General features: G+C 66.8%; 24 protein-coding genes. 15 read left to right on the top strand and 9 right to left on the bottom strand.

Annotated elements, in window-relative coordinates; all coding sequences use genetic code 11:
- The first annotated feature begins 114 nt into the window (after positions 1–114).
- The 5 genes from G1H11_RS09190 to G1H11_RS09170 all read left to right on the top strand — a co-directional run bounded on the left by G1H11_RS09190 (position 115) and on the right by G1H11_RS09170 (position 5,279).
- On the top strand, positions 115–2,904 hold the full coding sequence (locus tag G1H11_RS09190) for a sensor histidine kinase (RefSeq protein WP_163818258.1): 2,790 nt from the start codon (positions 115–117) through the stop codon (positions 2,902–2,904).
- On the top strand, positions 2,901–3,296 hold the full coding sequence (locus G1H11_RS09185; RefSeq protein ID WP_163818257.1) for a roadblock/LC7 domain-containing protein: 396 nt from the start codon (positions 2,901–2,903) through the stop codon (positions 3,294–3,296). Before G1H11_RS09190 ends, G1H11_RS09185 begins: the two co-directional genes overlap by 4 nt.
- Positions 3,297–3,426: 130 nt before the next feature.
- Positions 3,427–3,726 (top strand): DUF742 domain-containing protein, encoded by a 300-nt coding sequence (locus tag G1H11_RS09180; protein WP_343074837.1) that lies wholly within the window; start codon positions 3,427–3,429, stop codon positions 3,724–3,726.
- Positions 3,707–4,306 (top strand): GTP-binding protein, encoded by a 600-nt coding sequence (locus tag G1H11_RS09175; protein ID WP_163818255.1) that lies wholly within the window; start codon positions 3,707–3,709, stop codon positions 4,304–4,306. The genes G1H11_RS09180 and G1H11_RS09175 overlap by 20 nt, the downstream gene beginning before the upstream one ends.
- A 79-nt stretch (positions 4,307–4,385) precedes the next feature.
- The gene (locus G1H11_RS09170) at positions 4,386–5,279 is read left to right on the top strand and encodes a hypothetical protein (RefSeq protein ID WP_163818254.1); all 894 of its coding nucleotides are present in this window, start codon (positions 4,386–4,388) and stop codon (positions 5,277–5,279) included.
- A gap of 63 nt (positions 5,280–5,342) precedes the next feature.
- Here G1H11_RS09170 and G1H11_RS09165 read toward each other — a convergent pair whose 3' ends face one another.
- Complete coding sequence (locus tag G1H11_RS09165) at positions 5,343–6,800, bottom strand: CCA tRNA nucleotidyltransferase (protein WP_163818253.1); 1,458 nt, start codon at positions 6,798–6,800, stop codon at positions 5,343–5,345.
- Between the two features lie 140 nt (positions 6,801–6,940).
- On the opposite strand from G1H11_RS09165, the gene G1H11_RS09160 reads away from it, so the two are divergent.
- From G1H11_RS09160 to G1H11_RS09120, 9 genes are all read left to right on the top strand, one after another.
- Positions 6,941–9,088 (top strand): DUF6049 family protein, encoded by a 2,148-nt coding sequence (locus G1H11_RS09160; RefSeq protein WP_163818252.1) that lies wholly within the window; start codon positions 6,941–6,943, stop codon positions 9,086–9,088.
- A complete protein-coding gene (gene murJ / locus G1H11_RS09155; RefSeq protein WP_163818251.1) occupies positions 9,085–12,678 on the top strand; it encodes a murein biosynthesis integral membrane protein MurJ in 3,594 nt (1,197 codons plus the stop codon). The genes G1H11_RS09160 and murJ overlap by 4 nt, the downstream gene beginning before the upstream one ends.
- Positions 12,679–13,338: an RNA polymerase sigma factor SigM gene (gene sigM / locus G1H11_RS09150; protein ID WP_163818250.1), complete on the top strand. Its 660-nt coding sequence runs from the start codon at positions 12,679–12,681 to the stop codon at positions 13,336–13,338.
- Positions 13,335–14,192: an anti-sigma factor gene (locus G1H11_RS09145; RefSeq protein ID WP_163818249.1), complete on the top strand. Its 858-nt coding sequence runs from the start codon at positions 13,335–13,337 to the stop codon at positions 14,190–14,192. Before sigM ends, G1H11_RS09145 begins: the two co-directional genes overlap by 4 nt.
- A gap of 122 nt (positions 14,193–14,314) precedes the next feature.
- A complete protein-coding gene (trxB, locus tag G1H11_RS09140; protein ID WP_163818248.1) occupies positions 14,315–15,292 on the top strand; it encodes a thioredoxin-disulfide reductase in 978 nt (325 codons plus the stop codon).
- 61 nt (positions 15,293–15,353) lie between these two features.
- On the top strand, positions 15,354–15,677 hold the full coding sequence (gene trxA, locus G1H11_RS09135; RefSeq protein WP_163818247.1) for a thioredoxin: 324 nt from the start codon (positions 15,354–15,356) through the stop codon (positions 15,675–15,677).
- 4 nt (positions 15,678–15,681) lie between these two features.
- The gene (locus tag G1H11_RS09130) at positions 15,682–16,818 is read left to right on the top strand and encodes an N-acetylmuramoyl-L-alanine amidase (RefSeq protein WP_163818246.1); all 1,137 of its coding nucleotides are present in this window, start codon (positions 15,682–15,684) and stop codon (positions 16,816–16,818) included.
- A gap of 100 nt (positions 16,819–16,918) precedes the next feature.
- A complete protein-coding gene (locus tag G1H11_RS09125; protein WP_163818245.1) occupies positions 16,919–18,256 on the top strand; it encodes an aminotransferase class I/II-fold pyridoxal phosphate-dependent enzyme in 1,338 nt (445 codons plus the stop codon).
- Between the two features lie 69 nt (positions 18,257–18,325).
- Positions 18,326–19,288 carry a D-alanine--D-alanine ligase family protein gene (locus G1H11_RS09120; protein ID WP_163818244.1) on the top strand — a complete coding sequence of 321 codons (963 nt, stop codon included), beginning with the start codon at positions 18,326–18,328 and terminating at the stop codon, positions 19,286–19,288.
- Between the two features lie 120 nt (positions 19,289–19,408).
- On the opposite strand, the gene G1H11_RS09115 is transcribed toward G1H11_RS09120, so the two are convergent.
- The 8 genes from G1H11_RS09115 to rpmH form a co-directional block, all read right to left on the bottom strand.
- Positions 19,409–20,425, bottom strand: a complete 1,017-nt coding sequence (locus G1H11_RS09115; protein WP_163818243.1) for a ParB/RepB/Spo0J family partition protein — start codon at positions 20,423–20,425, stop codon at positions 19,409–19,411.
- Complete coding sequence (locus G1H11_RS09110; RefSeq protein ID WP_163818443.1) at positions 20,422–21,369, bottom strand: AAA family ATPase; 948 nt, start codon at positions 21,367–21,369, stop codon at positions 20,422–20,424. The genes G1H11_RS09115 and G1H11_RS09110 overlap by 4 nt, the downstream gene beginning before the upstream one ends.
- Positions 21,370–21,692: 323 nt before the next feature.
- Positions 21,693–22,403 (bottom strand): 16S rRNA (guanine(527)-N(7))-methyltransferase RsmG, encoded by a 711-nt coding sequence (gene rsmG / locus G1H11_RS09105; RefSeq protein ID WP_163818242.1) that lies wholly within the window; start codon positions 22,401–22,403, stop codon positions 21,693–21,695.
- Positions 22,400–22,903: a R3H domain-containing nucleic acid-binding protein gene (locus G1H11_RS09100; protein WP_163818442.1), complete on the bottom strand. Its 504-nt coding sequence runs from the start codon at positions 22,901–22,903 to the stop codon at positions 22,400–22,402. Before G1H11_RS09100 ends, rsmG begins: the two co-directional genes overlap by 4 nt.
- Positions 22,904–22,964: 61 nt before the next feature.
- A complete protein-coding gene (yidC, locus tag G1H11_RS09095) occupies positions 22,965–23,912 on the bottom strand; it encodes a membrane protein insertase YidC (protein ID WP_216843594.1) in 948 nt (315 codons plus the stop codon).
- Positions 23,913–23,926: 14 nt separating this feature from the next.
- Complete coding sequence (gene yidD, locus G1H11_RS09090) at positions 23,927–24,289, bottom strand: membrane protein insertion efficiency factor YidD (RefSeq protein WP_163818241.1); 363 nt, start codon at positions 24,287–24,289, stop codon at positions 23,927–23,929.
- Complete coding sequence (gene rnpA / locus G1H11_RS09085) at positions 24,289–24,642, bottom strand: ribonuclease P protein component (protein ID WP_163818240.1); 354 nt, start codon at positions 24,640–24,642, stop codon at positions 24,289–24,291. The genes yidD and rnpA overlap by 1 nt, the downstream gene beginning before the upstream one ends.
- A gap of 28 nt (positions 24,643–24,670) precedes the next feature.
- The gene (rpmH, locus tag G1H11_RS09080; protein WP_343074836.1) at positions 24,671–24,805 is read right to left on the bottom strand and encodes a 50S ribosomal protein L34; all 135 of its coding nucleotides are present in this window, start codon (positions 24,803–24,805) and stop codon (positions 24,671–24,673) included.
- A 468-nt stretch (positions 24,806–25,273) separates the two neighbouring features.
- On the opposite strand from rpmH, the gene dnaA reads away from it, so the two are divergent.
- The gene (gene dnaA, locus G1H11_RS09075; RefSeq protein WP_163818238.1) at positions 25,274–26,812 is read left to right on the top strand and encodes a chromosomal replication initiator protein DnaA; all 1,539 of its coding nucleotides are present in this window, start codon (positions 25,274–25,276) and stop codon (positions 26,810–26,812) included.
- Positions 26,813–26,825 lie beyond the last annotated feature (13 nt).

Below are 26,825 nucleotides of genomic sequence, written 5' to 3'. Positions count from 1 at the left end.
GCAGCCAGCGTCATCTACTGTCCCGTGTCTTGTCGCCCTGTTGGTCGGCGGCCGTGATGGATCGCGCGACCCGAGCGCGGCTCCCAGGGACGCCTGACCAAGGAGGAACGATCGATGACGCGGACCGCGCGAACAGGCCGCGGTGCAAGCGGCAACCCGAAACGGGCACGCGCGGCGCAAGACGCCCGTGAGCAAGGAAATCCGTCTGGTGAGGCAAGCCCGCGGGAAGGCACTCGCACGTCGATCTGGCACACCCTTCTCCATGACCGCAGCGTCCGCGCTCGCGTAGCGGCGCTGGTCATCGTCCCTTTGCTGGGCACCCTTGTGCTCGGCGCCCTGTTCTTCAAGAATGCTCTGGACGACGCCGGCGCGGCCGCCGAGGTCGAGGAGCTGGCCAGCGTCGGAGTCACCGCCACCGAACTGCTGCACCGCATCCAGGACGAGCGCGATGTGAGTGCGCTTGCGGAGGTGGAGGCCACCGGGGTCGGCGCTGTGGCAGGTGCTCGCGACGCCACGGACACCGCGCTCTCGGAGTTCATGGGCAGCTTGGACCCGGTTCGGGACGCCGGCTCGTCGACCGAGGCGTCGATCGCCGCCGTGGAGCGTGAGGTCGAGAATCTCGAGCGCTACCGCGCCGAGCGAGACGAGGCCAGCCCGGAGTTCGACGCGGGAGGGGCGTCGGCTTATCACGACCTCGCCGAGGCTGTCCGCGGAATCGTCATCGTCTCGGGTACGGCGGTCCACGACGGGCAGACAGCTCGGCTGATCACGGCCCTCGACAACATCAGCCAGGCCGTCGAGTCCGCGTCTATGGAGCGTAGCCTGGTCACCTACCACCTGACCCCCGGCGAGGAGACGTCCTCCGCTCTCACCACCAGTGCGGTCTCGTACCGTGGTGAGCAAGACCTTCTGATCGACCGTTTCCTTGCCAACTACGACTCGGGGCAGACGGAGAGCGTCTCTGGGCGGATCGCCGCCGCCGACGAGCTCACGGCCACCACGTTCGGGGAGATCCAAGAAGGCGACGAGCTCAGCCAGTCGCACGAGCAGTGGTATGAGGCCGCGACGCAGCGCCTTGATGTGCTCCGCGAGATCGAAGCCGAATCCGCGGCAGCCGTCGTCGACAATGCTTCCAGCGCGGCGAACAGCGCCCGCGCCACGGCCATTCTCAGCGCGGTCGCGGTTCTCGCTGTGCTCGCGTTGACCGTCTTCCTCACCATCGTCGTCGCCCGGTCCATCGTGGGGCCGCTGAGCCGCTTGCGTGGCGCCGCGGAGCAGACCGCGAGCAAGGACCTGCCGGCATTCGTGGAGAGGATCCGCAAGGACGGCCCCGCAGCCGCACGCGCGTCCACCGAGGTCATCACACCCGAAGGCAACGACGAGATCGGCGCGGTGACGCGCGCGTTCAACGACGTTCATTCGCAGGCCATCCAAATCGCGGGTGACCAGGCTCTTCTGCGGCAGAACCTGGACACCATCGTGGTGAACCTCTCGCGGCGGACCCAGTCGCTCGTTGATCGTCAGCTGGGCGAGCTCGAAGGCCTCGAGCAGCGCGAACGAGACCCGGACCAGCTCAGCACGCTGTTCCGTATCGACCACATGGCTACCCGGGTCCGCCGCCATGCCGAGAGCCTTCTGGTCCTCGCGGGTGTGCAGGAGATGCGCAAGCAGACGTCGTCGGCTCCGGTCCTGGACGTGGTCCGCACAGCCGTCGGCGAGGTCGAGCAGTATCCGCGGGTCAAGTTCGGCGTGATGCCGACTGACCTGGTGACGGCAGGTGCCGTCGATGACATCGCGCACATGCTGGCCGAGCTGATCGACAACGCCACGGAGTTCTCCGCGCCTTCTACGCCTGTGCGTGTGACGAGCCAGCCGCTGCTCGGCGGCGGGCTGCGGATCTCAGTCGCCGACGCCGGTCTCGGCATTCCCACCGACCAGCTGGAAGCATTGAACAGCAGGCTGGCAGACGTCGGCGACATCGATGTCGCGACCTCCCGCACGCTGGGCCTCTACGTCGTGGCGAGACTTTCCGCCAAGCACGGTATCCGCGTCAGGCTCGAGCCCGGCAGCGCCGGCGGCACTGTCGCACAGGTCGATATCCCGGCCAACCTGATTCACTCGCCACTGGATTCGCAGGCCGACGTTCCCCCGCCTGCGGTCAACGAAGACCCGCTCCACACTCCGGCCCCGTGGACCCCGTCCGAACCTCCGCGCAGGCACGCCGCGCCCACGCAATCCCGGCAGCCTGAGCCCGCCCTGCCCACGAGGACGGAGGAGTGGTCCATGCAGGCGCCGGAGGAGCTCTCCACTGAGTACAGCCGCGACCGTCTTCCCGATTTCACCGGTGAGAACACGTTCGCCACCGCGGCCACAGACAACGACTCGCCGATCTTCGAGTCGGTTCGCTCGGCCTGGTTCAGTGGCGAGACCAGTTCGGACTGGTCCAGCCCGGCAGACGCGGGCTGGCGGCGCGCCGCCGAGGTGCTCCGTTCGGCCGAGGAAGCCGCCACAGCCCGCAGAACCCAGCGACCCGCTGACAGCGCGCCTCGCCGGGCTAGAACCACGAGCACGGGCTCCGGCTGGGCATCCCGTCCGGCCGGCTCGGACCTGCCCCGCACCGAGATCGATACCGCACCGATCCAGACGTCTCCCGAGGTACCGGCCCCGGCCATGAACGCCTCCGGGCTTCCGGTCCGGCGACGCGGCGCATCGCTCGTTCCGGGCTCCATCAGCGATCCAGCTGCCGGCGCTTCGACCTCGCGTAGGCCCGCGCCTCCCACGAAGAGCGCAGACTCCGTATCATCCACTCTGGCAAGCTTGCAACGCGGCGTTGGTCGCGGACGTCAGGAAACCGGTGGCTGGGTGCCCAAGAGGCCCAGCGACCCCGAGAGGAGCAAGCAGTGACGAACGCCACGAACGATGAGCTCAATTGGCTCCTCGATCGTTTCGTCCAACGCACCACCGGCGCAGCGCATGCCGTCGTGGTGTCGGCTGATGGTCTTCACCTTGCCGGCTCGTCGGGCTTGCCGCAGGACCGAGGCGAACAGCTTGCCGCTGTCGTCTCGGGTCTGGCCAGCCTGACCGTGGGCGCGTCGCTCATCCTCAACGCCGGGGAGGTCCAGCAGACGCTCGTCGAGATGTCCGACGGCTTCCTCCTCGTGATGGCGGTCGCTTCGGGGGCGCATCTTGCCGTCCTGGCGGCAGCGGGGTGCGATCTCGGCCAGGTCGGCTACGAGATGGCGCTGCTGGTGGAACGTGTGGGGGCCACGCTCAACCCGGCGGCACGCGTCGGGTGACGTTCTACGCAGATGGACGCGAGCCTGGGAACCACCGGCGTGTTCGGGAGTAACAACGGGGAAGACGATGCCGATACCTGATTCCGGCCGCATTCGGCCGTACCTCGCTACGCGCGGCCGAACGCAACCCGTGCAGAACATCGCCATCGAAGCCCTCGTGTCCACCACGGACGCGGGCAAGAACCACGGCATCGACCCGGAGCCGGAACGGGACCGGATCCTGCGCTTGTGCCATTCTCCCCGGTCGGTTGCCGAGATCGCCTCGCTGGTGTCCATCCCGCTGGGCGTTGCTAGGGTACTTGTCGCTGACCTCGAGGCCGAAGGCCTCACCCGCGTCGCAGATCCGCACGCGGCCTTCCACGGGTCGGCAGAGCCGGCTCGCGATTTGAGCGTCCTGGAAAGGGTGAGGGATGGCCTCCGTCGACTCTGAGGTGTCTAACGGGACCTCCGCGTCGCAAGACGCGCTGTCGGTGAAGATCGTCGTCGCCGGAGGTTTCGGTGTCGGCAAGACGACCTTCGTCGGTTCCGTCAGCGAGATCGAGCCGCTGCGCACCGAGGCGCTGATGACTGACGCCTCGACCAGTGTCGACGACCTGTCCATGCTCCCGGAGAAGCGCACCACCACGGTAGCCATGGACTTCGGCCGCATCACCCTGGCCCAGGACCTTGTTCTGTATCTGTTCGGTACGCCCGGACAGAACCGGTTCTGGTTCATGTGGGACGACATCACCCGCGGTGCCATCGGCGCTGTGGTGCTGGTGGACACGCGCCGCCTCGCCGACTGCTTCGGTGCGGTCGACTACGTCGAGCAGCGCGGCATTCCGTTCCTGGTCGCCTTGAACGCCTTCGACGGCCAGCAACAGCATCCGGTCGACGAGGTCCGTGACGCTCTCCAGCTCGGCCCTGAGGTGCCCTTTGTCGTCACCGACGCCCGGCAGCGAGACTCCGTCAAGGATGTCTTGGTGACGCTGGTGGAGCACGCCATGTCGATGGTCCAGCAGCAAGGCTGACCGCTCGAAGCGGCCCGCGACCCACTCGCATCGGGGTTGCCGGACGGAACCGGCGTGCCACAAGGGGCGTCCAAGGGGCATGAGCCGTTACGCGTGGCTGTTTCTCGCCCCCGTCCTCGCCGTTGCCGCGTGCGGCACCGAGGACGCTACCGTGGCGAATGTGACTGACGCACCGGCGCCCGACCCCGAGACCATCTATACGGGGACGGGCACGGTCATGGAGACCGCCGAGACTGGCCCGCAGCTGTGCCTAGGCGGCGTCGCCGAGTCCTACCCGCCGCAGTGCGGCGGCCCGGACATCTCCAACTGGTCGTGGGACGAGGTCGACCCCGACACCTACGAATCGGCGTCCGGATCCACCTGGGGTGTCTATGTGGTCACCGGTCGGTACGACGGCGAGACCTTCGAGCTGACCGAACCGGCATCGTCGGCCATGTACACCACTCCCCCTCCGGTGGACCACCAGGAGCCGGACTTCAGCTCACCGTGCGAGCCACCGGCCGGCGGGTGGGCCGTGGTCGACCCGGAGAAGACCAACGACGACGCCCTGCAGGAAGCGCTCCAGCTCGCGGCGGAACAGCCCGACTATGCAGGCGCCTGGGTCGATCAGTCGATCAATCCGGCCTCAGAAGCCGAGTCCGACCTCGAGGCCGAAGAGGCGATGAACGATCCGTCTCTGCTCGTTCTCAACGTCCAGTTCACTGGTGATCTCGAACGGCACGAAGCGGAACTGCGCGAGGTCTGGGGCGGCGCACTGTGCGTCAGCGAGGCCGAGCACACCGAGGCGGAGCTACGCGCCATCCAGGACGAGCTGGTCGACATACCAGGATTCCTGGGAGCAGGCGTCGACACATCGGGCGGCGTGGTGACCCTGCAGGTCGAGATCGACGACGGCCTCCAACAACGCCTCGACGAGCAGTACGGCGAGGGCATAGTCCGCGTCACAGCCGCACTCACCCCCGTCGACCCCTGATCCGCCGTTGCGTCCTGCAAGGTGAGGCCCCCGGCACTCGACCTGCAGGACGCAAGCCGCCGTTCAGGACTCCTGCTGTTCGGCCCACCACTTCAGCAGCTCGGCGCGAGCGTCGTCCTCGCTGAGCGGCCCTTTGTCCATGCGGACCTCGAGCATGTGCTTGGACGCCTTGCCCACCAGCGGACCAGGTTCGATGCCCAAGATCGACATGATCTGGTTGCCGTCGAGGTCCGGGCGGATCTTGGCGAGCTCTTCCTCTTCCTGGAGCCGCTCGATGCGATTCTCCAGGTCGTCGTACGAGCGCTGGAGGGCCTGGGCCTTGCGCGGATTGCGCGTGGTGCAGTCCGAGCGGGTGAGAACGTGCAGCTGCTCCAGCAGGTCACCGGCGTCGCGGACGTACCGGCGGACCGCCGAGTCCGTCCACTGGCCAGTTCCGTAACCGTGAAAGCGCAGGTGCAGTTCGGTCAGCTTCGACACGGCGTCCACGACGGACGCCGGGTAGCGCAGCTTGGTCAACCGCTTGCGCGCCAGCTTGGCGCCGACGACGTCGTGGTGATGGAAGCTGACGCCTCCGCCGGACTCGAAGCGCCGTGTCCGCGGTTTGCCGATGTCGTGCAAGAGGGCCGCCAGCCGGGCAACCAGGTCGGGGCTACCGCCCGGAAGCCGGTGTTCGAGTTCGATGGCCTGCTCAAGGACCGTGAGTGAATGCTCGTAGACGTCTTTGTGCCGGTGGTGTTCGTCGATCTCCAGCCGTAGAGCGGGCAGCTCCGGCAGGACGCGATCCGCCAGGCCGGTGTCGACCAGGAGGGTGAGCCCTGTCCGCGGGCGATCGGAGAGGATCATCTTGGTGAGCTCGTCGCGCACCCGCTCGGCGGAGATGATGTCCAGCCGGTCTGCCATGTCCCGCATCGCCTTGACGACTTCCGGAGCGACGTCGAACCCGAGCTGGGCGGCGAAGCGCGCCGCGCGCATCATCCGCAACGGGTCGTCGGAGAAGGACGACTCAGGAGTACCGGGCGTACGGATGATCTTGTTGCCCAGATCCGCCAGGCCGGCGTGCGGATCGACGAACTCGCGGCTGGGAAGCTTGAGCGCCATCGCATTCACCGTGAAGTCCCGGCGCACCAGATCCTCTTCGATGCTGTCGCCGTATGTGACGGCCGGCTTGCGACTCGCCCGGTCATAGACGTCCGAGCGGTATGTCGTGACCTCGATCTGGAAGCCGGCCTTCGAGGCACCGATGGTTCCGTAGGCCTGACCCACGTCCCAGAGATGGTCGGCCCAGCCGGAGAGCAGTCGCTTGCTTTCGTCGGGGCGGGCCGAGGTGGTGAAGTCGAGGTCCTGGCCCAGCCGGTCCAAGAACGCGTCGCGAACCGAACCGCCTACCAAGGCAAGATCGTGACCAGCGTTGTTGAAGCGCTCGCCCAGCTCGTCGGCCACGGGCGCGATACGCAGCATCTGGCGGACGGCGCGGCGTTGCGCCTCGGAAAGCGAACGGTTCTGGTCACTCGATTCGGTCACGACGAACCAGATTACGTCGGACCGTGCGGGGCGACGCACCAGGGGCGCTCGCGTTGCCTGACAGCCGTGCCCGGGCGAGAATGGCTTGCCGACCGAGGAGGCTGTCACGTCATGCCCGCCCAGACCCTTACCCTGGACGTATGCTCGGCCGGACTCTCCTGACCACCGCGACGGTCACAGCCGTGGCGGTGATCTTGACGTCTCCCGCCTCAGCCGCAGACAGTCCCGGTGACCCCGGAACCGGAACCGAGGTGGCCAGTTATCTGCACAGCGTCCGTCCCTCCGTGATCGTTCCCGGCGACGAGCTCGTCCTCGGCGGCGTGGTGGAGAACACCGGCGACGAGCCGCTGGAAAACATCCAGGTGCTGCCGCGCTGGAGCGATGTCCAGCTGGAGACCCGCGAGGAGATCGGCCGGGTGAGCAGCGATCCGAGCATCCGGTGGGGCTTGCGGCACGACGACCCGTACGAGGTGGTGACGGAGCGACTGGAACCCGGCCAGAGCCGTGAGTTCGAGCTGAGTTTCGACAATGTGGATCAGCTCGGATTCGGGCTCGCCGGTGTCTACGCGATCGGCGTCGACATCCGCGGCACCATCTCCACCGGCGAAAGAGTCACCCTCGACACGGTGCGCACCGTCATACCGTGGATGCCCACCGAACCCCCACCGGTCCCGATGGCCATGCTCTGGCCGGTGGAAGCACCTCCCTCGCTCCTTCCCGACGGCGCACTGCGCAACGACGCGCTCGCCGACCGGCTCGCCCCGGACGGCCCGCTGGGTGCCATCGTCGAGGCTGCGGACTCGTCCCCGCTGACGTGGCTGGTGGATCCGGATGTTCTCGACACGGTCGACTCGATGACGGACGGATACGAGACCGGGCCGGATCCGGCGGACCGGGAACAAGGGGAATCGTCGGACCTGGCATCGAGCTGGCGGTCCGCGTTCAACCAGGAATCCCGCAACGGCTCGGTATCCTTGCTCCCCTACGCCCGCCCCGATGCGGAGGCGCTTTTGGCCGCGGACACAGATCTGGCTGCCACGCTGATGGCGAGGTCTCTCGAGGCCAGCCGCGAGACCGCCGGGGACATGGACGACGCGCAAGCCGACGTGGTCCGGCCCGGCAGCGGCGAGACCTCCGAGCGCATGCTCTCGATGCTCGCCCGCGCCGGAGTCGGCACCGTGATCCTCCCGCAGGCCGGTGTGACCCCGGCGCCGAGGCACCCTCGTGCTCAGCTGGTCACACCTGAGGGTGAGCTGGATGCCGTCCTCACCGACACCGGACTCGACGCAGCCCTGCTCGACGCGTACACGGCACCGAACCCCGAAGCCGGCGCACTCGACCTACGCCAGCGGTGGGCCGCGGAGACCGCCATGGCGGCGCTCGAAGCGGAGACATTGGGGATAGAGCCGGCACCGATGATCGTCGCCCCGCCTCCACGGTGGACACCGGGCGCCGAGGTCGCCTCCGCGATTGTGGACGCCTGGACATCCATACCTTGGGTCGAGCCGGTGACGCTCGACGGGATCAGCCCTCCTGATCAGGCGGAGCCCGTCACCACGATTCCGGCGGAGGCGGTCAACGCTCTGCCCGCCGAGAACGTCGACGCGACAGCTCTGCTGCAAGCGGCGTCGCGGGATTACACCGACCTTCTGGCCGAGCCCGAACCGGAGCTGATCACCGGTCTTGGGCGAGCCGTGCTCCGGGCGGCCTCCACCGGCTGGAGAGACGATCCGGCAGCCGGCACCGAGTACGCGTCGTCGATCACGGATGAGCTCAGGGAACGTCTCGACGAGGTCCGGGTCACTGTGCCCGAGTCGGTCACCTTGTCGAGCCGGACCGGGATCTTCCCGCTGACCGTGACGAACGACCTCGATGAGCCGGTCACGGTCACGCTCGCCATCGAGGCGGCGAACCCGGACCGGCTGCGGGTCACTGACCTCGAGGAACAGCGGGTCGAGGCGGGCGCCAGGGAAACCGTGGAGGTGCAGGCCGAGGCGGCAACCAACGGCCGGGTGCCGATCACGGTGCAGCTGGTGACCAGGAACCAGTCTCCGTTGGGTCCGGCGACGCAGACCGTCGTGAACGCGACCGACTACGGAACGATCGGCTGGGTGATCATCGCCGGTGCCGGCGCGCTGTTCGGCGCCTCCGTCCTCCGTACGAGCCTGCGACGTCGCCGGGCGGGCCCGGAGGACACTGACACCGACGCGGCCACCAGCGGCGAAGAAGCCGATGTGCCCGATCCGGGGGATGTCCCACGGGCCCATGCGCCGGGGGTCGCCCCATGAGCCGCGTCTCCGCCTCCGCCCCCGGCCCTTCCGGGCGCAAGCAACCCAGCATCCTCGGCTCCAGCGCCGTCATGGCGGCCGGCACGGTCGTCTCCCGGCTGACCGGGTTCGCCCGCGCCGCGATCATCGCCGCGGCTCTGGGCCTCACCGTCGCCACGGCCGACGTCTTCAACGTTCCGAACGTCATCCCCAACATGCTCTACATCCTGGTGGGTGGCGGGATACTCAACTCGGTCCTCGTACCCGTGCTGGTCCGTGCGATCAAGAACGACGACGACGGCGGGGCTGCCTATTCGCAGCGGCTGTACAGCGTCGCGGTGACCGTACTACTGGTCGCCACGGTCGTGGCGGTACTGGCCGCTCCCCTGATCATCCGCGCCATCGTCGATTCGCGGTATCTCGAACCGGACATGCGGCCGTTCTACGACAACATGGTGATGTTCGCGAGGTTCTGCCTTCCGCAGATCTTCTTCTACGGCCTGTACGTCCTGATCGGCCAGATACTCAATGCCAAGGGCCGGTTCGGCCCGATGATGTGGGCGCCGATCCTGAACAATGTCGTCGCCATCGGCGTCTTCGCCACCTACCTGATCGTGTTCGGAACGAAGCCTGCCGAGGCGTTCGAGATGTCGGAGATGGCGCTGCTCGGTCTCGGCTCGACCGCGGGCGTCGCGGCGCAGGCGCTGATCTTGATACCGGTCCTGCGCAAGACCGGGTTCTCTCTGAAGTTCCGCACCGACTGGCGGGGTCATGGTCTCGCGGAGCCGATCCGTCTGGGTCTGTGGACCTTCGGCTTCGTCGTGGTCAACCAGATCGCCTACCTGTTCTTCGTCAACATCGCGACGAGCGCGAGTGCCACCGGCGCCGGAGGAGACGGCGCCGGCTACACGGTCTACGCCAACGCCATGCTGATCATGATGGTTCCGCATGCCATCATCACCGTCTCCCTGGCCACGGCGCTCCTGCCCCGGCTGTCCGACCTGGCAGCCGATGGGCATCTGGACGAGGTTAAGGACAAGCTCGTCTCCGCCGTACGTGTGTGCCTTGCGATCATCCTGCCGCTGGGCGCCCTCATGGCCGTGCTCGCGTTCCCACTGACGGCGATGATCTTCGACTACGGCTCGGCGCAGGGCCAGACCGGCATGCTCGCCCGCACGCTGATCGCGCTGATGCCGGGGTTGCTGGCGTTCACCGTCCACTATCTCTGCCTGCGCGGTTTTTACGCGCTGCAGGACACCCGCACGCCGTTCTTCACTCAGCTCTGGATCGCGGCCGTGATGGTCGTCTGGGCCATCGGTCTCGCGGTGATCTCTCCCCACCCGGCTGTCGTCACCATCACCCTCGCAGCCGGTTACAGCGCTGCCTACGTGGTGGGCGCCGCGGTGAGCGTCGTCCGGCTCCAGCGGGAGATCGGAAGCGTCGCGTTCGGCCCGATCGTCCAGCATCTGGTCCGGCTGGTCATCCCGACCGGTATCTCGGCGGCTCTCGCCTGGTTCGTCTGGCAAGGCTGGTCGCAGCTGGGCCTGCTCGATGCGCTTCCGTCCATGGCGGTGCGCCTGGTCGAGCTGGCTGTGGGCGGGACCATCGGCGTCGTCTCTTTCGTCGCTCTCGCCTACGCGTTCCGGATCGACGAGGTCCGGCACGCGGTCGGCATGGTCCTCGCCAAGGTCCGTGGCGGTACCACCGCCGAGGCGCAGACGACGCAGGGCGCGCTCACCGAGGAACAGCTGGAGGAAACGGCCGAACATCCTGGCCCGATCGTCGAGACCGGGACGCTGAGCATCTTCCGGCCCACGTTCGACCCCGACGTCACCGTCGAGTTCTTCCTCGACGAGACGATGCACGGTGCCACCATGCACGGCGTGCCCAGCGTTTCCAGCGCGACGGCGGCACCTGTTCGGCCTAGCATGTTCACAGATGGGAGCGGGGAAAACGGCCGGAGAGATCACCATCTCGACGTCGACACCCAACCCGAGCTCCCACTGGGCACGCGGAGCAGCATGGCCACGCAGACCGCAGGTAGACCGGGCACGCTCGCCGGACGTTATCGCGTCGACGAACTGCTCGACGACTCCGCCGGCGTGCGTTCGTGGTACGGATTCGACAGCGTCCTGCAACGTCCCGTGTTCATCCAGACCCTCGCCACCGACGACGCCCGGGCAGAGGCCTTCGTCACGGCAGCCCGCCGGGCGTCGACCATCCAGGACCCGCGTTTCCTTCGCGTCCTCGACATCGGTTCGGACGACGTGTCGTACATGGTCAGGGAGTGGACGCCGGGACGAAGCCTGGCCGGCCTGCTCAGTTACGGTCCGTTCAGCACTGACCATGCCAGCGCCATCGGGCGCGAGGTGGCGGACGCGATGGCGGTTGCCAACGGCCAGCAGTTGTTCCACCGGCAGCTGGGCCCCACTCTCGTGTTCCTGACGGCGGAGGGTTCCATCAAGATCGCCGGCCTGGAGACCGAGGCCGTCCTCTACGGGCCCGCGGAAGTATGCCAGGACGGCACTGACGCCCCGCTGACGGACCCGGCGGGCCTCGACGCGGCCGGGGTCGGCGGCGTCCTCTACGCCTGCTTGACGGCGCACTGGCCCACGGGGGCGCCCGGGGGCCTGGAGCCGGCACCCCGCATCGACGGGAGGCTGGCTTCGGCACGCCAGGCCCGCCCTGGCGTGCCCACCGCTCTCAATGTGGTCACCGACCGGTCGGTCGGGAACGCGCGCAAGCATCACGCGCCGCCGCTGCGGTCTCCGCTGCAGATCGCTCAGGAGCTCGGTGCGGGCCCACGCACCGACGAGTTCGTCATTGTCGGCCGGTCGGCCGGCCCGGAGGACAGGGACGAGAACGGCGCCGCCCTCCAGCCCCCGTACACGGCCGTCGCGGCCGGCGTCGGGGGGCGCAACGGTCCAGGCCGGAGCAGACGAGATCAGCGTCGCACCAGCCGCCTCAACCGGTTCCTCGGCGTCGTCGGCGCCGCTCTGTTGCTGGTCGGCGCCACGCTCGTCGGATTGCAGCTGATGCTTAGTGCGTTCGACTCCCAGGATCCGGGTTCTGAGGAGCCGTCGCCGACCCAGACCAGCACCACCGAAGACCCCGGCACCCCGGACCCGGAACCGGACTCGGAGCCCACGCCGCTGGAGATCGTGGCGGCCGACTACTTCGATCCGTTCGGCGGCACACCGGAGAACCCGACCCAGGTCGGTGACGCCATCGACGGTGACTTGGACACCAGCTGGACCACGCTGAACTACTTCGATCCGCTGGAGCAGCAGAAGGACGGCGTGGGCCTGTACGTAGACCTCGGCGAGGACAGGGCCGTCACCGAGATCCAGGTCGCCCTGTTCAATACCGACGCGGACGTCGAGCTCCTTCTGGCGCCCGAAGGCTCCAGTTCGGCTCCGGACGACCCGGACGGCTGGAACCTCGTACACGAGGAACTGGACACCGAGGACTCGCTGACCCATACACTTGACGAGGCCGTCACGACCCGCTTCGTCCTGGTGTGGTTCACTCGGCTGCCCGTATTCGAAGACAACTACCGGAGCGGCATCGCCGAAGTGAGCGTCCTGGGTGCTGACAGCGGAGGTTCTTAAGTGTCGGGTGAGGCCTCCCGTTACGGAGACGCCAGCGACAACGCCCTGCTGAAGTGGCATGTCCAGGGCGACCACGAGGCGTTCGGAGAACTGGTCAAGCGCCATCAGGACCGATTGTGGGCGGTGGCCCTGCGAACCCTGGGCAACCAGGACGACGCCGCCGACGCACTCCAGGACGCGCTCATCAACGCTTTCCGGCGAGCCGGCTCCTTCCGGTCCGAGTCCGCAGTCACCACGTGGCTGCACCGCATCGTGGTCAACGCGTGCCTCGACCGGGTCCGCCACTCCGCCGCCAGGCCCGCCGACCCGGTCGCGTTCGACGGCACGGAGTCACCCGCGCTGCGTTCGTCGCTCGGCTCCGGAAACGACCCCGCAGAGAACACCGCACTTCGCCTCGACGTCGAGGCTGCGCTCGCCACGCTGCCGGACGAGCAACGGGTGCCGTTGGTACTCGTCGACATCGAGGGCTACCGGGTAGCGGAGGTAGCGGAGATGCTCGACCTACCCGTCGGCACGGTCAAGAGCCGGTGCGCACGAGGCAGGGCCCGGCTGCTTCCCCTGTTGTCCGATGCAGACTCGTCGCGCGTCGAGGGGAACCGTTCCGCGGATCGCCGCGTCCGACCTTCGACGGCCAGTGAGTTCGGAGGTGAGATTCGGTGAGTGACACGGACCGGCATCCACCTGAGCATGTCCTGGCCGAGCTGGCCGAAGCGGTCGACCCCGTCGACGACGAGCTGTCTGCTGCCTACGCGCACCTGCAAGAATGCGAATCCTGCCAGGCGGTCGTCACACAGCTGGAGGACGTGAAACAGCTGCTGCACGCTCTGCCGTCACGGTTGCCCACACCGCCGGGCGTGTCCGCCCGCCTCACCGAGGCCCTGGCCGCCGAGGCCGGAGCTGCCAACCTTCGCCCAGCCACAGACGAGCCGGTCGACGGCGCGGGCGGCAGCGTCACCGCGATCCACGACCGCCCGGTGGCATGGTTCCGCCGCCGGCTGCCCCAGACACTGGCGGCCGCCGCGTCGGCAGCCGTGATCGGACTCGTGGGATACACCTTCGTCTCCGGCGAGTCCCCGCCGGACTTCTCCTCTGCCGGCGGAAACGACGACAGCGCGGAGGCGGAGGCCACGGACGGCGTCATGGCCGACCAGCCGGCGATGGAGAGCGCGCCGGAAGCGGGCGCCCGCGAGGAGGAAGAGTCTTCCGACGATGCCGGCACCACCAATGGCGACACCGACCAGGACGTCGGGACTAGCGGGCTGCAGATACCCGAGGACAGCCTGGTCCTGGCGGTCATCGACGTCTGGGAGAGCGGCGACGAGATCGAGGCGAGGTGCGGCGGGGAGCTGGCCGACGATCTCGGCCTCGATCTGGTGGGAAGTGCGTACGTCGAGGATGAGATCCTGGCCGTGGTCGTGGACGGCCACCTGCTCACTGGCTGGATGATCCCGGACTGTGGCGCGGGGGTGGACGCCGCGCAGGAGATCGTCCAGACGCCGGTTCCTGGCAGCTGATGCCAGCCGGCGCCGAGAGTCTGTCACGGTCGTGGACCGGCCGGGTCTAGGCTGGGAATTCCTGACGGCCAGCGGCCGTTGGGCCAGATGGATTCGTCAATGCATCGGTGGAAGGCACGAAGGTGACCGAGATTCGCAACGTGATCATCATCGGCTCCGGCCCGTCCGGGTACACCGCGGCCGTGTACGCGGCGCGTGCCCGGCTCGACCCCGTCGTCATCGAGGGCGAGGTCAGCTGGGGTGGCGCACTGATGAACACTACCGAGGTGGAAAACTACCCCGGTTTCCGAGACGGCATCATGGGCCCGGCTCTGATGGAGGAGATGCGTGCCCAGGCAGAGCGCTTCGGTGCGCAGATGGTCACCCGTGACGTCGTCCACGTCGACCTTTCCGGACCGGTGAAGGTGGTCAAGGACGGCGAGGGCAACGAGTACCGGGCGCACTCCGTGATCCTCGCCATGGGTTCCAGCTACCGAGAGCTCGGCCTGGAGAATGAGAAACGACTGTCTGGACACGGCGTGTCATGGTGCGCCACCTGTGACGGCTTCTTCTTCCGGGAGCAGGAGATCGCCGTCGTCGGCGGTGGCGACTCCGCCATCGAGGAGGCGACCTTCCTGACCCGCTTCGCCAGTAAGGTCTATCTGATCCACCGCCGGGACCAGCTCCGGGCGTCGAAGGTCATGCAGGAGCGCGCGTTCGCCAATGAGAAGATCGAGTTCGTCTGGAACACCGAGGTCGCCGACGTACTCGGTGACGACCGCGTCTCCGGTCTACGGCTGCGCGACACCGGAACCGGCCAGGAACGCACCCTGGACGTCACGGGACTCTTCGTGGCAATCGGTCACGATCCCCGTTCCGAGCTGGTGAAGGGCCAGGTAGAGCTGGACGCCGAGGGCTACGTGCTGGTCGATGCGCCCACTACCCGGACCAACCTTCCTGGCGTCTTCGCGGCCGGCGACCTCGTCGATCACATCTACCGCCAGGCCATCACGGCGGCCGGCACCGGCTGCCAGGCCGCACTCGACGCCGAGCGGTACCTGAGCGAAGTCGATGCCACGTCCACCGCTCAGACGACCGAGGACCAGCTCGTCGCCTCCTGACACCCCGAACCGCCGGCTCGTGCCGGTTGAACCGCACCATCCATATATCGAGGAGTTACCCATGGGAACCATCCAGCACGTCACCGACGCCGACTTCGAGGAGAAAGTCCTCAAGAGCGATAAGCCCGTGCTGGTGGACTTCTGGGCGGAATGGTGCCGCCCGTGCCAGATGATCGCGCCGGTTCTGGAGGAGATCGCCAACTCGCAGGACAAGCTGGAGATCGTCAAGCTCAACATCGACGAGAACCCGGCTACCGCGGCAGCCAACCGGGTCACGTCCATCCCGGCCCTGCACGTCTACTCGGGCGGTGAGATGGTCAAGCAGATCATCGGTGCCAAGCCCAAGTCGCTCCTCCTCAACGAGCTCGGCGAGTACGTCGGTTAACCGGATGACGGCCGTCCTCTACCGGCTCGGTGACACCGGTCCGGCGATATCCGAGATCCGCTCCAAGCTGACGCTTCTGCGCCTGCTGGATGACACCGCGCCCGGTCCGAGCGTGTTCGACGAAGACGTCCAGCACGCTGTCCGGCATTTCCAGCAGGAGCGGGGGCTGACGGTCACGGGGGTCGTCGACGCCACCACCTATCGGGTTCTCGACGAAGCGCGGTGGCGGCTGGGCGATCGGCTGCTCTCCTATGTCGTCGCCAATCCGCAATCCGGCGACGACGTGATGGCCTTGCAGCGCCGCCTCAGCGAGCTGGGCTTCGATGTCGGACAGGTGGACGGCGTCTTCGGGCCGCGCACCGGAGAGGCCGTCCGCGAGTTGCAGCGCAACATGGGCCTCAACGCTGACGGGACGTGCGGGCCGAGCACGTTCAAGGCGCTGGACCGGCTCGCGCCTCTGGTCACCGGTGGACGCCCGGACAGTCTCCGGGCGTCCGAGGTGCTGCGGAGGGCCGGCAAACGGCTACCGGGCAAGGTCGTCGTCATCGATCCGGGACACGGCGGCTCGGACCGCGGCCACACCGGCCATGGCTTGGAAGAGGCAGCCATCGTCGCCGATCTCGCGTCGCGGATCGAGGGAAGGCTGGCCGCTACCGGTGTCCAGACGTTCTTGACCCGTGGCCGCGGGGCCGAGGTCGAGCTGGACGAGGCCGCCCGGGCACGCTTCGCCAATGAGACCGGTGCCAACCTGATGGTGTCGTTGCACGTGGACGCGCACACCAATCCGGACGCGTCGGGTGTTTCCACCTATTACTACGGCGGTGACCGGCCGGGCACCACGAGCGCCATCGGTGAGCAGTTCGCCGGGCTCATCCAGCGTGAGATCGTCGCCCGCACGGATCTCGTCGATTGCCGCAGCCATGCGAAGACGTGGGACCTGCTCCGGCATTCCACCATGGCCACTGTGCGTGTCGAGCCTGGCTACATCACCAACCCACGGGATGCCGCGCGGCTGGCCGACCCCGATTTCCGTGACGTCGTCGCTGAGGCGATCGTCGTCGCGGTCCAGCGGGTCTACCTTCCCACCGGTGAGGACGCTCCGACCGGGGTGCTGCATCTTCGTGACCTGGCGCAGGCGTAGGTACCGAGTGGCGCACCGGCGGCTTTTCGGGCATCGTTAGAGGCTGGCGTGCCGAGTACGGCTCGCGCTCGCGGGTTCGACACGAAGGTGGAGGTGTGACATGGGCCAGTATCCAGACGCTAATCGAAGGATCACTGACGCAGCAGCCTCCACCGGGTCTCGCCTCGACTCGTACGTAGACCGTTACGCCACCCGCACTCACGGCATGACCGCCTCCGAGGTGCGCTCACTGTTCTCGGTGGCCTCACGGCCCGAGGTGGTGTCGCTGGCCGGCGGCATGCCGAATATCTCCGGCCTGCCCATGGACGTCGTCGGCTCCCTCATCAGCAATCTGATCGGCAAGAGGGGCATGACCGCCCTGCAGTACGGCTCAGGGCAGGGCGACCCGACCCTGCGTGAGCAGATCTGCGAAGTGATGAAGCCCACCGGCATCAACGGCCACCCTGACGACGTCACGGTGACGGTCGGTTCCCAGCAGGCGCTGGACCTCATCACCAGGATCTTCATCGATCCGGGCGATGTCATTCTTGCCGAGGCGCCGTCCTACGTCGGTGCTTTGAGTACATTCCGCTCCTACCAGGCCGATGTGGTCCACATGGAGATGGATGACGACGGCCTGATCCCGGAGCGGGTACTCGACGCCATCGCCACCACGAAGGCGGCGGGCCGGCGGATCAAGTTCCTCTACACGATTCCCAACTACCACAATCCCGCGGGCGTCACGTTGACCGCGGAGCGCCGGGCCCGAATCCTGCGGATCTGCCAGGACCACGACATTCTGATCGTCGAGGACGATCCCTATGGGCTGCTCGGTTTCGACGGGCATGTTCCCCGGGCCATGCGCGCCGACGACGCCGAGCGCGTCGTGTACCTGGGATCATTCTCCAAAACCTTTGCTCCGGGTTTCCGGGTCGGCTGGGCCTTGGCCCCGCATGCGGTCCGGGAGAAGCTGGTCTTGGCCGCGGAGAGCAGCGTGCTGTGCCCGCCGGCGTTCAGCCAGCTGGCCGTTTCGGAGTATCTGGCGGCGCACGATTGGCGTGGTCAAGTGAAGTCGTTCCAAGAGTTGTACCTCGAACGCCGGGACGCCATGCTCGACGCACTCAGCGGCCTGATGCCCGAAGGTGCCCGTTGGACCCGTCCCAACGGCGGCTTCTACGTATGGCTGACGCTGCCTCCCGGCCTGGACACCAAGGCTATGCTTCCCCGTGCGGTCACCAGCAGGGTCGCGTACGTTCCCGGCACGGCCTTCTACGCCGACGGCTTCGGCAGCCGGTCGATGCGATTGTCGTATTGCTACCCCACCCCGGAGCGGATCCGCGAGGGTGTGCGACGCCTCGCCCAGGTGATCGAGCAGGAGATGGAGCTGCGGGCCGCCTTCGGCGCCGAAGGCACGTCTCGCCGGCCCGGCCTGGATGCACCCGGCCCAGACCAGAGCTGACCATGCCCATCGTGGGGACGCCCATGGCGCTAGACGTTGGGCCCATGTGTGTGTGAGAAAGGTGTACGTATGAGCGACCTTGGCCGAGTCCTGGTGATCGCTGGTGGGCTGTCGCACGAGCGTGATGTCTCGTTGCGTTCGGGACGCCGGGTGGCTGAGGCCCTGCGCGAAGTCGACGTGGACGTCGAGCAGCGCGATGCCGACGCCGATCTGCTCGCTTACCTGCGCCACGACCCACCCGCCGCGGTCTTCCCGCTGCTGCATGGCGCTCAAGGTGAGGACGGCGGGATTCAAGAGGTGCTCGCCCTTGCCGAGCTTCCGTACGTCGGCTCGCCTCCGATCAGCTGCCGCCAGACCTTCGACAAGCCGATCTCCAAGGGCCTCCTCGAGCAAGCAGGCCTGCGAACGCCACGAGGCGCCGTTCTGTCTCAGGCTGCCTTCCGCGAACTGGGTGCCGCGGTCCTGCTCGACTCACTCGTGAAACGGCTCGGTCTGCCGCTCGTAGTCAAACCCGCCCGCGGTGGTTCGGCCCTGGGCACCTCCGTGGTGCATAAGGCCGAGGACTTGCCATCCGCTATGGTCGAGTGCTTCGCCTATGGTGAAGCCGCCATGATCGAACAATTGATCGAGGGCACCGAGATAGCCGTTCCGGTGGTGGACACCGGCGCCGGCCCCCATGCTCTCCCCTCCGTGGAGATTGTCGCCGAGCCGGGCACGTACGACTATCACGCCCGGTACACCGCTGGCACCACGGAGTATTACGTGCCGGCCCGGCTACCAGACCCCACAGGCCGAGCGGTGGCGCAAGCCGCGGTGACGGCGCATCATGCGCTGAGACTGCGCGACATCTCCAGGGCGGACATGATCGTCGATGCCGACGGCACACCGTGGCTCCTGGACATCAATGTCGCCCCGGGGATGACGGAGACTTCGTTGCTGCCGCAGTCGGCCCGGGCCGCGGGCATCGGGCTCGGCGATCTGGCGCGAGACCTGCTTTCCGCCGCCATCGAGCGGCACCGCGCCACACAGTAGGCTCTTCCGCCGCCTCTGTTCACCCCCGCCACAACCCCTGGCATGGGTTGAGGTCGTTATCGCGCCCGATTTGTACGTTTCCAGCGACCACAACCCATGCCAGGGGTTGTGACGGAGGGCTCAGGGCTGCTCGGTGGCGTCCTCGGTGGGAATCTTGGGGTCGATCGCCGTCACGATCCGCTCGAGGTCATCGATGCTCGCGAATTCGATGGTCACCTTGCCCTTGCTCCGGCCGAGATCCACCTTCACCCGGGTGTCGAGCCGCTCGGACAAGGCGCTCGCGATGTCGGCCAGCCGAGGTGCCACGGGCTTCGGCGTGCGCTTGGACTTCCGGGCCGGAGTCTCACCATCGCCGATGGCTACGATCTCCTCTACGCTGCGCACGCTGAGGCCTTCGGCCACGATCCGCTGGGCCAGCCGCTCCTGCGCCGCCCCGTCCTCCAGTCCGAGCAATGCTCGGGCGTGTCCTGCGGACAGCACACCTGCGGCAACCCGCCGTTGAACCAGCGGCGGCAACTTGAGAAGCCGGAGCGTATTGGTGATCTGCGGCCGGCTGCGTCCGATTCGTTCGGCGAGTTCGTCGTGCGTGCACGAGAAGTCGTCGAGAAGCTGCTGGTATGCGGCGGCCTCCTCCAGCGGATTGAGCTGGCTCCGGTGCAGGTTCTCCAGCAGCGCGTCCCGGAGCATGTCGTCGTCTGTCGTAGAACGCACGATCGCCGGGATGGTCACCAGGCCGGCGCGCTGGCTTGCACGCCAACGCCGCTCACCCATGACCAGCTCGTACCGGTCATCAGCCAGCCTGCGGACCACAATCGGCTGCAGGAGGCCGATCTCCTTGATGGAGTATGCGAGCTCGGCGAGCGCATCCTCGTCGAAGTCCTGTCGCGGCTGACGGGCGTTGGGACTGATGGAGTCGACCGGGATCTCCGCGAATGTGGCGCCGTCGACGGGCACCAGCCCGTCATCGGCGGGCACTGTTTCACGTGAAACAGGCGCCTGCACCTCGGCTGCGGGTTCTTTCGAGCCCTCCGGGAAGAAGATGTCCACGGGAGATTCCCGCTTCACCGTCTCATTCACCGGACCCGTCGGGATCAGGGCGCCCAACCCGCGCCCGAGCCCACGTCGGCGATCAGTCATGCCTGCTCCTCTATCCCCCGTCGTGCGGAACCAGCACCACGTTCCGCAATCTCCCGCGCCGCCTCCAGATAGGACAACGCACCGCTTGAAGCAGGATCGTAGGTCATCACCGTCTGGCCATAGCTCGGCGCCTCACTGATACGCACCGAACGAGGCACGGTGGTCTTGAGAACCGTGTCACCGAAGTACTTTCTCACCTCTTCCGCAACCTGCGCTGCAAGGCGCGTACGAGCGTCGTACATGGTCAGGAGAATGGTGGAAACCGCGAGGTCCTGGTTCAGATGCGCACGCACCAGGTCGATGTTCTTCAGCAGCTGACTCAGCCCCTCGAGCGCGTAGTACTCACATTGGATCGGTATCAGCACCTCGTCGCCGCCGACCAAGGCGTTCACCGTGAGCAGTCCGAGGGACGGCGGGCAGTCGATCAATACGTAGTCATACGGATACGGCTCGGCCTTCACATGGGCCTCGATCGCGTTACGCAGCCTGGCTTCACGCGCGACGAGCGACACGAGCTCGATCTCCGAGCCGGCGAGGTCGATCGTCGCCGGGACGCACCACAAGGTCTCGAATCCCTCGACCTTCTGTACAACGGTCCCCATCGGCGCCTCTTCGATCATCACGTCATAGATACTCGGAATCTCCGCGTGATGATCGATGCCGAGCGCGGTGGAAGCATTGCCCTGCGGATCCAGATCGATCACGAGCACCCGCAAACCGCTCACCGCCAATGCGGCAGCGAGGTTCACCGCCGTCGTGGTCTTGCCTACGCCACCCTTCTGGTTGGCCACCACCATCACCCGGGGCGCGTCCGGCTTCGGCATCGGAATCCGGCTCCGGCCGACAGCCATCAGGGCCGCCGCCGCCTCACGCGCGATCGGCGTGTCTGTGTCGGCCAGAGATCCCGGCGCTCCGAGGCGCGCATACTCCGTGGCCGTATGCATGGGGGCTGGCACGTCATGGTCGACGATCTGCTCGTCAGCGCTCACCGGTTCATCCTTCGGAGGTTGTGCCGATTCTGGGCGACTCGCGCCGTCACTCGGTGACGATGCGGTATGAGGCTGTGCGCGGGCTTCCACCGGGGCGCTCGGCGCCCGCGTCCCCGGAACGGACCCCTCGTTCTTATCAGACGCCGACGTGGTCGGCGGTGCCAGCTGGCCCAGCCAGCCGACCGGGCCGTCGGACCCTGGGGATCCGCCGAACTCTCCGGCTCTCGACACCTCACGTTTGGGCCAGCCGAGCCCCCGCGCCACCGCTGTCATAAGTCTCAGGACTTCCTTCCGGGTCGTCCCGCGCCCTTCTGCGTGTGTGCCGCCGGACGAACGCGTTTGGTCACTACTGCGACCACGGTAGCCGGATTCAGCACATCGCTCCCGGCGGATTCCACTGACCACCTCTCGGCGTCTGCGCGACGCAGCGCCTTTTCCGAGCCACGTAGCTCTTCATGTACAGATTGCCCCTTGAGAGCCAGTAGTGTCCCGCCCGGGCGGAGCAACGGCATCGACCATTCCGCCAAGGCACTGAGCTTCGCCACGGCCCGTGCCGTGACGACGTCGAACGGCTCCGGGGCCATGTAATGCTCCGCCCGACTTCGCACCACGCTTACCGACTCGAGGCCGAGATCCTCCACGACCTCTTGCAGATAGTCAGCCCGCCTGAGCATCGGTTCAATCAACACCATGGTCAGATCCGGCCGTGAGATCGCCATGGCCAGTCCCGGCAGGCCGGCTCCCGAACCGATGTCCGCCACGCGCCGTCCGCGGCCCACCAGCTCGGCAACGACCGCGCAGTTCAAGACATGGCGCTCCCAGATGCGCGGGACTTCGCGGGGGCCGATAAGTCCGCGCTCGATACCTGCGCCGGTAAGCCAGGAGACGTACCGTCGCGCTAGTGGGAGACGCTCCCCGAACACCGTCTCGGCGGCGGGGGGCGCTCCTCCTGTTTCACGTGAAACCGACGACCCAGGACCGTCTCTCACGTCGGCAAGACCACCACGTAACGACGCGGCTCGGTACCTTCCGACTCGCTGCGCAGACCCGCGTCGGCGACCGTGTCGTGAACCACCTTGCGCTCGAACGGAGTCATAGCACCAAGCGACTCCGCCTCGCCACTGGCCTTGACCGCCTCGACAGCACGCGTAGCCAGATCGATCAGCTCGCGCTTGCGGCGCGCCCGGAAGCCGCCGATGTCGAGCATCAGCCTCGTCCGCTCACCCGTCTCCCGCCACACGGCGAGGCGGGTCAACTCCTGAAGCGCCTCGAGGACCTTGCCGTCGGCGCCGATCAGCGTCTCGAGATCATCGCCGACGATCGACACCATCGCGCGCGCGTTCTCGACGTCCATGTCGATGTCGCCGTCCAGATCGGCGATGTCGAGCAGCCCTTCGAGGTAGTCCGCAGCCACGTCACCCTCGTGCTCCAGGTGCCGTATGTCCGGCGAGCCATCTGCCTCCACGTCCGGCGTCGTCGTCGTACTCACGTCTTCACTCACCGCTGACTCCTCAAGAACCACAGATCTCAGCTTCCCGGATCGGGACCGCTTACTTACGCTTCTTCTTGTTGCGCTCAGCCCGGGTCATACGCTTCGGTTGCTTTCGCTCCGGCGCTTCACCATTCTGCTGTCCAGGCTCGACCTTCGGCGCCTCGGGCTCCGCGACCGTGAGTCCCTTGCGCTTGGCACGCTCCGCCTGCCGACGCTGCTGTGCCTTCTCGGCATCACTGCCTGGCGCGGGCATCCGGCGGATCACGTACAGCTGCTGGCCCATGGTCCAGAAGTTGGAGGTCAGCCAGTACAGAACGGTGCCGAGCGGGAAGTAGACACCGGAGAAGAGGAAGACCAGTGGCAGCACGTAAAGGAGGATCTTCTGCTGCTGCGCGAAGGGACCTTCCAGTGCCTCCTTCGGCATGTTCTTGCGCATGATTTGCCGCTGGGTGATGAACTGGGACACCACCATGCCGATGACCATGATCACTGCCATGACCCGGGTAGCCGTCACCTCGGTGGTGAGGAATGACTCGGCCAGCTCCGCACCGAAGATCTTCGCCTGCCCAGCCGAGACGAACAGATGCTCATTGCTCTCGTTCGCAAAGGCGCCACGTGGCGCGTCACGGGCGATTCCGTCGAGAACTCTGAAAAGCGAGAAGAGGAAGGGCGCCTGCAGCAGGATGGGAAGACACGAGGCGAACGGATTGGTACCGGTCTTCTTGTAGAGCTTCATCATCTCCTGCTGGAGACGCTCACGGTCGCCCTTGTACTTCTTCTGCAGCTCACGCAACTGGGGTTGCAACAGCTGCATCTTGCGCTGGGACTTGATCTGCCGAACAAAGAGCGGGATCAACAGCGTACGGATGACGATCACCAGCCCGATGATCGACAACGCCCAGTTCGCGCCGTCGTGGTCGATGCCCAGGAGTTCCGCGAAGAGCCAGTGCCAGCCAATCATGATCCAGCTGACCAGCCACAGCAGCGGCGCGAGAACGGTATCCACAGGTCCTCAAGCTCCTAAGAGATCGTGGGTCGAGTCGGCAGTACCGGCGTAGAGAAGCCGCCGGCCGGGGCGTTGGTATCGGTGCCGCGAACGGCATCGTCGGTGTGATCCTCGCCGTCCGTCCCCGCGGCGCGGCCCCACCAACGGTAGTTCTCCGTCGTCGGCACCAGATCCACCCCTCCCTCACACCACGGGTGGCAGCGGCCAAGGCGGCGCAGCGCAAGCCAAACGCCCCGGCCGGCACCGTGGTTCTCCACGGCGGCCAGGGCGTAGGCAGAGCAGCTGGGGTAATAGCGACAGGTCTGGCCGTAGGTCGGGCTGACGACCAGCCGGTACAGCTTGATCGGTGCCGCCACCGCCGCGGTGAGCACGTTCATTACTGGTCCTGAGCGCGGCGCAAGGCGCTGGCCAAGGCCTTGTCGAGATCGGCGGCCAATGATGCCCGCGCTGCCAGGCCAGCTCCAGGAAGCGCCCTGACCACAACGGTGGCACCGGAGGGGAGCATGGGGAGACGGGCGGCCATCAGATGGCGCAACCTGCGGCGCACAGCGTTACGAACCACGGCGCCTCCCACTGCTCGTCCTACGACAAAACCGACCTTCGCCGGACCATCTTCGTCTGTGCCCGGAGCCACATGCACCACAACCGAGGCACGCCGAGCCGCGGCGCCACGGCGCACCGCCGACGAGAACTCGTCAGACCGTCGAAGCCGGTGCTCGGCCTTCAGCACGAAAGCGTCCAGGGGTGGTGGTCGGAGTTCAAGCGGACAGCTTGGCGCGGCCCTTACGGCGGCGAGCGGACATGATGGTCCGGCCGGCCCGGGTGCGCATGCGCAGCCGGAAGCCGTGGGTCCTGGCACGACGGCGGTTGTTCGGCTGGAATGTACGCTTCACGTCCGGGCTCCTGAAGATCGTCGAGGCATCTGCCTGCATTGATACATGTTTGGTCGATTCATCCGGCCACCGCCTTCTGCACGCAAAAAACCCCGGGCAGACACACCCTGAGCACGCTGAAGAAGGCCCTCGCCGGACCGATTAACGGTACGCGCACGCGGCACCTCAGGTCAAACTGGCCGTGCCTCCGTTTCAGGGAGTGCGCGAAAACACATCAGCTTCTCATCCGAATCCGAGCCCATAGCTTAGCGACACGCCGGCGATTTCCCGCGTAACCTGTGGACATCGGTTGAACGCAGGCCCGCATGTTGTTAGCGTCACGTGTCCGACAGCACGAGATGTCGGAGCGCCACACGATCTTCATGACGGGCATCGACGCACGTCAAGCGGCGGGGGCTACCAGAAAGTGTGCTCGCGGCGGCATTCTCCACAGCCTGTGGAGGAGGGTGTGGACAACGTGTTACGGGGATGGCGCGGAGAAATGTCGCCAGTTTGGAGTGCGGAGTGACGGAACAGCCGGCGACCGATTTCGTCGTCGCGTGGGCGAAGGCTCTCGATGCGCTGGACGGAGACCAGCACATCGGACCTCAGCAGCGGGCTTTCCTCGCTCAGGCACGGCCGGTCACGTTGGTCGAAGGGACAGCGGTGATCGCTGTGCCCAGCGATTTCGCGCGAGCCCAGATCGAACAGCGGCTGCGCTCGCCGCTCACCGACGCCCTCACCGCCGTTCTCGGCACACCCGTCTCGCTCGCCATCAGCGTGAGCGCCCCTCCTGACCAGTCGCCGACGCGAGACGCGCACCCCATGCCGTCGCCCACCGAACACGACACGCCGGACGCGGGTGCTCATGCCGCGCCAGAGCCCATTCCGATCACCCAGCGAGCCCCGGAAGCGGCCGACAACCGCGAGTTCATACCGTCACCGCGCCGCGATCGCTCCGATCTGCCGAACACCGCCGCGCCAGTGGAGGCACCACACCTGAACTCGCGCTACACGTTCGACACCTTCGTCATCGGCTCGAGCAACCGCTTCGCCCACGCCGCGACGGTCGCCGTAGCCGAAGCTCCCGGAAAGGCCTACAACCCGCTGCTCGTCTACGGCGACTCAGGCCTCGGCAAGACTCATCTGCTGCATGCGATCGGCCATTACGCCCGGGACATGTACCCGGGCACACGGGTTCGATACGTCAGCTCCGAGGAGTTCACCAACGACTTCATCAACTCCATCCGCGACGACAAGGCGTCAGCCTTTCAGCGTCGCTATCGCGATGTCGACGTCCTGCTCATCGACGACATCCAGTTCCTCGAGGGAAAGATCCAGACGCAGGAAGAGTTCTTCCACACGTTCAACACCCTGCACAACGCGAGCAAGCAGATCGTCATCACCTCGGATCGCCCGCCGAAGCAGCTCTCGGCGCTCGAGGACCGGCTGCGCAACCGCTTCGAATGGGGTTTGATCTGTGACGTTCAGCCGCCGGACCTCGAGACTCGGATCGCCATCCTGTCGAAGAAGGCGGCCCAGGACAGTCTCAACGTGCCGCCGGACGTCCTGGAGTACATCGCCAGCAAGGTCGTCACCAACATCCGAGAGCTTGAAGGGGCGCTGATTCGTGTCACGGCGTTCGCGAGTCTCAATCGCCAGCCCGTAGACCGCAATCTCGCTGAGGTGGTGCTGCGTGATCTGGTGAGCAACGACACCGGGCCGGAGATCACCGCGGCAACCATCATGGCCCAGACGGCCGGCTATTTCGGCCTCACGATCGAGGACCTCCAGGGCACCAGCCGCAGCCGGGTTCTGGTGACAGCACGGCAGATCGCTATGTACCTGTGCCGCGAGCTGACCGACCTGTCCCTTCCCAAGATCGGTCAGCACTTCGGCGGCCGGGATCACACCACGGTCATGCACGCCCAGCGCAAGATCCGCACTCTGATGGCCGAACGCCGCAGCGTGTTCAACCAGGTCACCGAGCTGACTAACCGCATCAAGCAACAAGCACGGCAGTCCTGAGACATGCAGCGCC

The sequence above is a fragment of the Phytoactinopolyspora alkaliphila genome, assembly GCF_010550695.1.
GTDB classification, from domain to species: Bacteria; Actinomycetota; Actinomycetes; order Jiangellales; family Jiangellaceae; genus Phytoactinopolyspora; species Phytoactinopolyspora alkaliphila.
The sequence above is the reverse complement of the archived record's forward strand: the minus strand, read 5'-3'. Positions and strand labels throughout refer to the sequence as shown.

Excerpts from the sequence above, each read along its gene's own strand:
- G1H11_RS09190 (WP_163818258.1), top strand. The coding sequence starts at position 115 with ATGACGCGGACCGCGCGAACAGGCCGCGGTGCAAGCGGCAACCCGAAA.
- G1H11_RS09175 (WP_163818255.1), top strand. The coding sequence starts at position 3,707 with ATGGCCTCCGTCGACTCTGAGGTGTCTAACGGGACCTCCGCGTCGCAA.
- G1H11_RS09170 (WP_163818254.1), top strand. The coding sequence starts at position 4,386 with ATGAGCCGTTACGCGTGGCTGTTTCTCGCCCCCGTCCTCGCCGTTGCC.
- G1H11_RS09160 (WP_163818252.1), top strand. The coding sequence starts at position 6,941 with ATGCTCGGCCGGACTCTCCTGACCACCGCGACGGTCACAGCCGTGGCG.
- murJ (WP_163818251.1), top strand. The coding sequence starts at position 9,085 with ATGAGCCGCGTCTCCGCCTCCGCCCCCGGCCCTTCCGGGCGCAAGCAA.
- trxA (WP_163818247.1), top strand. The coding sequence starts at position 15,354 with ATGGGAACCATCCAGCACGTCACCGACGCCGACTTCGAGGAGAAAGTC.
- G1H11_RS09130 (WP_163818246.1), top strand. The coding sequence starts at position 15,682 with ATGACGGCCGTCCTCTACCGGCTCGGTGACACCGGTCCGGCGATATCC.
- G1H11_RS09125 (WP_163818245.1), top strand. The coding sequence starts at position 16,919 with ATGGGCCAGTATCCAGACGCTAATCGAAGGATCACTGACGCAGCAGCC.
- G1H11_RS09120 (WP_163818244.1), top strand. The coding sequence starts at position 18,326 with ATGAGCGACCTTGGCCGAGTCCTGGTGATCGCTGGTGGGCTGTCGCAC.
- G1H11_RS09115 (WP_163818243.1), bottom strand. The coding sequence starts at position 20,425 with ATGACTGATCGCCGACGTGGGCTCGGGCGCGGGTTGGGCGCCCTGATC.
- G1H11_RS09110 (WP_163818443.1), bottom strand. The coding sequence starts at position 21,369 with ATGCATACGGCCACGGAGTATGCGCGCCTCGGAGCGCCGGGATCTCTG.
- yidD (WP_163818241.1), bottom strand. The coding sequence starts at position 24,289 with ATGAACGTGCTCACCGCGGCGGTGGCGGCACCGATCAAGCTGTACCGG.
- dnaA (WP_163818238.1), top strand. The coding sequence starts at position 25,274 with ATGGCGCGGAGAAATGTCGCCAGTTTGGAGTGCGGAGTGACGGAACAG.